The 234-nt window shown below is 33.8% G+C and carries 1 protein-coding gene; it reads left to right on the top strand.

The window, feature by feature from the left end; genetic code table 11:
• The coding region (locus AOA60_RS33490; protein WP_218240826.1) for a hypothetical protein at positions 1-234 on the top strand (234 nt) is incomplete at both ends.

The raw sequence follows: 234 nt of genomic DNA on the forward strand, positions 1-234 counted from the left end.
TTATTGTAGTTGCCAGATTTGTAATTGGAGTCAGCTTTCTTTTTTCTGATCCGAAAGAAGAGCACGCATTTTTATCGGAAGTGGAACAAGGAATATTAGAAATGGAAATTGATACTCTCTTAATGGAAAATGCGAAATTATATGATCGAGTACAGTCACTGGAAAAATCACTTGAAAATTTCGGGAAAAACGCCACAGTTTATATGAATAGAGATGTTTTCTTAAACAATGCAC

The organism is Pseudomonas sp. 2822-17, assembly GCF_002742485.1.
Taxonomy (GTDB): Bacteria; Pseudomonadota; Gammaproteobacteria; order Pseudomonadales; family Pseudomonadaceae; genus Aquipseudomonas; species Aquipseudomonas cyclaminis.